Source organism: Bradyrhizobium sp. LeoA1Lang, from assembly GCF_055413685.1.
On record NZ_JBVAPG010000529.1, the window covers coordinates 1 to 402 of the forward strand.

1 protein-coding gene is annotated in these 402 nt (G+C 57.7%); it reads right to left on the bottom strand.

Annotated features, from left to right (window positions below):
- Positions 1 to 76: 76 nt before the first annotated feature.
- On the bottom strand, positions 77 to 310 hold the full coding sequence (locus ACZYOF_RS44405; protein WP_463719674.1) for a hypothetical protein: 234 nt from the start codon (positions 308 to 310) through the stop codon (positions 77 to 79).
- Positions 311 to 402 lie beyond the last annotated feature (92 nt).

Genomic DNA, 402 nt, shown 5'->3' on the forward strand with positions numbered 1-402 from the left:
ACCTGCCCCCCCCGCCCGCCCCCGCGCCGGACTCCCCCTCGACTGCCCCTCTATATTAATGTGCCGTCTTGCCGGTTCATCTCCACACACCGATAGAGTCTGTGCCTACCATTATGTATGCGGATCGACCGGGTTTTGTGGTGTTGTTGGTGCTGTCGACGATCGTTGTTGTGCTGTCGGCGTCGCTGTAGATGGCGCCGCCATAGGTGGCCGAGTTGCCGGAGAAGATCACGGACGAGGAGGACACGGACTCTAACAGATAGGCCAATGCTCGGCCGGGAGAAGAAGACGAGAAGTAATTGACTATCATCGCTCAAATGGAGAAATGCGCCGTGTTGTACATCACGCAACCGGTGGGTGTGGAGGACTTTCGTGGGACGCTGCTGTAGACAATTATCGGGG

Bases quoted from the DNA above. Each gene is read 5' to 3' on its own strand.
- ACZYOF_RS44405 (WP_463719674.1), bottom strand. From the start codon at position 310: ATGATAGTCAATTACTTCTCGTCTTCTTCTCCCGGCCGAGCATTGGCC.